The sequence below is a fragment of the Methylobacterium sp. WL103 genome, assembly GCF_008039885.1.
GTDB lineage: Bacteria > Pseudomonadota > Alphaproteobacteria > Rhizobiales > Beijerinckiaceae > Methylobacterium > Methylobacterium cerastii.
This window is the reverse complement of record NZ_VRUX01000509.1, coordinates 1-3,104: the sequence shown is the minus strand read 5'-3', so window position 1 is coordinate 3,104 and position 3,104 is coordinate 1. Positions and strand designations below refer to the sequence as shown.

Below are 3,104 nucleotides of genomic sequence, written 5' to 3'. Positions count from 1 at the left end.
CCTTGCAGGAGAGCCCGGCCGACGCGCCCGCCGCGCCGCTCACCGTCGGCCCGAAGCCCGGCGCCAACCAGCTCTCCCCGGCGATGGCCGCGGCGATCAACCGGCCGGTCGACAACGGCCCGATCAACTACGACAAGGCCTACGGCGCGATCGCCGACGACGCGTTCCCGGTGGCGGCCTTCAACTGGAAGAAGGCCAACCCGGCGTTCCTGCGCCAGGAGATCGCCTATACCGGCCCCTACGAGCCCGGCACGATCGTGGTCGACCCGCGGGCGCACCAGCTCACCCTGGTCCAGGCGGACGGCCGGGCGCGGCGCTACGGCGTCGGCGTCGGCAAGCAGGGCTTCTCGTGGTCGGGCGCCGCGACGGTGAACCTGAAGCAGGCCTGGCCGGATTGGTACCCGCCGAAGGAGATGATCGCCCGCACGCCGCACCTGGCGCGCGAAGTCGACACGCTGCCGAGCGGCGTCGGCGTCCCCGGCGGCAACCGCAACCCGCTGGGCGCCCGCGCCATGTACCTGTGGCAGGGCAACAAGGACACGCTGTTCCGCATCCACGGCACACTGGATCCGAACTCGATCGGCAAGAGCGTCTCGTCGGGCTGCATCCGCATGATCAACCAGGATGCGATCGACCTGTTCAGCCGCGTCAACGTCGGCACCAAGGTCGTCGTCCTGAACTGAGCAGGAATCGACCGCGCCGTCCGCGGGGGGAAGCCCCGGCGGACGGCGTTCGCGTTCGATCAATCCGCGTTGCGCTCGGCGCGGCGGTGCTCGCCGAGGATGCGCCGCACCGTGCCGGTGGCCGAGCGGTAGACCACGGTCTCCGTCTCGATGACGCCGGGCTTGAAGCGCACGCCGCGCAGAAGCGCCCCGTCGGTGACGCCGGTCGCCGCGACGGTGACGTCGCCGCGGGCCAGATCCGTCAGCTCGTATTTCCGGTTCGGGTCGCCGATGCCCATGTCCTGCGCCCGCCGGCGCTTCTCCGGCGTGTCGAGGATCAGCCGGCCCTGCATCTGGCCGCCGATGCAGCGCAGCGCGCCGGCCGCGATCACGCCCTCGGGCGCCGCGCCGATCCCGAGATAGATGTCGACGCCAGTCTCGTCGGGCGAGTTGGTGAAGATGATCCCGGCGATGTCGCCGTCGGAGATCAGGCGGACGCCAGCCCCCGTGGCGCGGATCGCGGCGACGAGGTCGCCGTGCCGCGGCCGGTCGAGGACGATCGCGACGATCTGCGAGGTCGGCACGCCCTTGGCGCGGGCGAGCGCGGCGATGTTGTCGGCGGGGCTGGCGTCGAGGTCGACGAGGCCGGGCGGATAGCCGGGGCCGATCGCGATCTTCTGCATGTAGACGTCGGGGGCGGCGAGCAGCGAGCCGCGCTCGGCCATCGCCATGATCGCGATCGCGCCGGGCATGTCCTTGGCGCAGAGCGTCGTGCCCTCCAGCGGGTCGACCGCGAGGTCGACGCGGGGGCCGCCGCCGCTGCCGAGGCGCTCGCCGATGAACAGCATCGGCGCCCGGTCGCGCTCGCCCTCGCCGATCACCACGGTCCCGTCGATCGGCAGCGCGTTGAGCTCGGCCCGCATCGCGTCGACGGCGGCCTGGTCGGCGGCCTTCTCGTTGCCCTGCCCGCGCAGGGCCGCCGCCGCGATGGCCGCGCGCTCGGTCACGCGTGCGAGTTCGAGGGTGAGCGTGCGCGCGACGACGCTCCGCGAGCCCTGCATGAGCGCCTCGTCCATCGTTTCCCAAGCCCTTCCCGCGGCCCGAACGTTTTCGGTGCCCCTGCTCCTACAGCCTACCGCGGCTAGGATGCACGAAAATAACTTGGGTTTTCGATTTTGGGCGGGATCGGAACGATAGTGCCGTTCTGTTGGGCGCCGAACAGGCTTATTCGCGCTCGATCCGGATGAGCTGCGGCGCCTCGGCCAGCAGCCCGTCGCCGGCGATGGCGTCGAGGGCCGCGCGGATGTTCCCCTCCGTCGCCGCGTAGGTGATCAGCACCAGCGGCACCGGCTGGCCGGAGCGGCCCTTCGGATCGCTTTCCGCCATCTCGCCGGTGCGGCGCTGCAGGATGCTCTCCAGCGAAATCTCGCGCTCGGCCATGCGGGTGGCCACGCCCGCCGCGACGCCGGGCCGGTTGTGGACCGTGAGGCGGATGTAATAGCCGCCCTCGTGCCGCTGCATCTCGACCCGCTCGGCCGGGCGCAGGGACGCGGTCGGGCAGCCGAAGGTCGGGCGGCTCAGGCCGGCGGCGAGGTCGGCGATGTCGGCGACCACCGCGGAGGCGGTCGCCTCGCCGCCGGCGCCCGGGCCGATCAGGGTCAGCTCGCCGACGGCGTCGGCATCGATCGTCACCGCGTTGGTCACGCCCATCACCTGGGCGATGCTCGAGGATTTCGGCACCATGGTCGGGTGCACGCGCTGCTCGATCCCCGCCTCGGTCGCCTGCGCGACGCCGAGCAGCTTGATCCGGTAGCCGAGCTCCTCGGCCATCCGTAGGTCGAGGGGCTTCACCCCGGAGATGCCCTCCACCGAGACGCCCTCGGCGTCGATCGAGGTGCCGAAGGCGAGGCTCGTGAGGATCGCGAGCTTGTGGGCGGTGTCGAAACCCTCGACGTCGAAGGTCGGGTCGGCCTCGGCATAGCCCAGGGCCTGCGCATCCTTAAGGCAGGCCTCGAAGGTCAGGCCCTCGCGCTCCATCCGGGTGAGGATGTAGTTGCAGGTGCCGTTCATGATTCCGTAGACGCGGCTCACGGCGTTGCCGGCCAGGCCCTCTCGGATCGCCTTGATCACCGGGATGCCGCCCGCGACCGCCGCCTCGTAGGCGAGCGCGACGCCCGCGGTCTCGGCCGACTTCGCCAGCGCCGCGCCGTGGAGCGCCAGCAGCGCCTTGTTCGCGGTGACGACCGGCTTGCCGGCGGCGAGCGCGGCCTCGACCACGGCTTTGGCCGGCCCTTCCGAGCCGCCGATCAGCTCGACCACGCAGTCGACCTCGGCCGAGCGCGCCATCTCCACCGGATCGTCGAACCATTGCAGCCCGGCGACGTCGAACCCGCGGTCGCGCGTGCGGTCGCGGGAGGAGACGGCGACGACGCGGATGTCGCG

Annotated in this window: 3 protein-coding genes; 1 reads left to right on the top strand and 2 read right to left on the bottom strand. The window is 71.8% G+C overall.

What is annotated here, in order from left to right:
- Positions 1-2: 2 nt before the first annotated feature.
- Complete coding sequence (locus FV222_RS21455; protein ID WP_246685586.1) at positions 3-683, top strand: L,D-transpeptidase; 681 nt, start codon at positions 3-5, stop codon at positions 681-683.
- Between the two features lie 59 nt (positions 684-742).
- On the opposite strand, the gene glpX is transcribed toward FV222_RS21455, so the two are convergent.
- Positions 743-1,738 (bottom strand): class II fructose-bisphosphatase, encoded by a 996-nt coding sequence (gene glpX, locus FV222_RS21450; protein WP_147762294.1) that lies wholly within the window; start codon positions 1,736-1,738, stop codon positions 743-745.
- A 148-nt stretch (positions 1,739-1,886) separates the two neighbouring features.
- Positions 1,887-3,104 (bottom strand): homoserine dehydrogenase (locus tag FV222_RS21445; protein WP_147815594.1); only part of this gene is annotated, 1,218 nt, incomplete at its 5' end.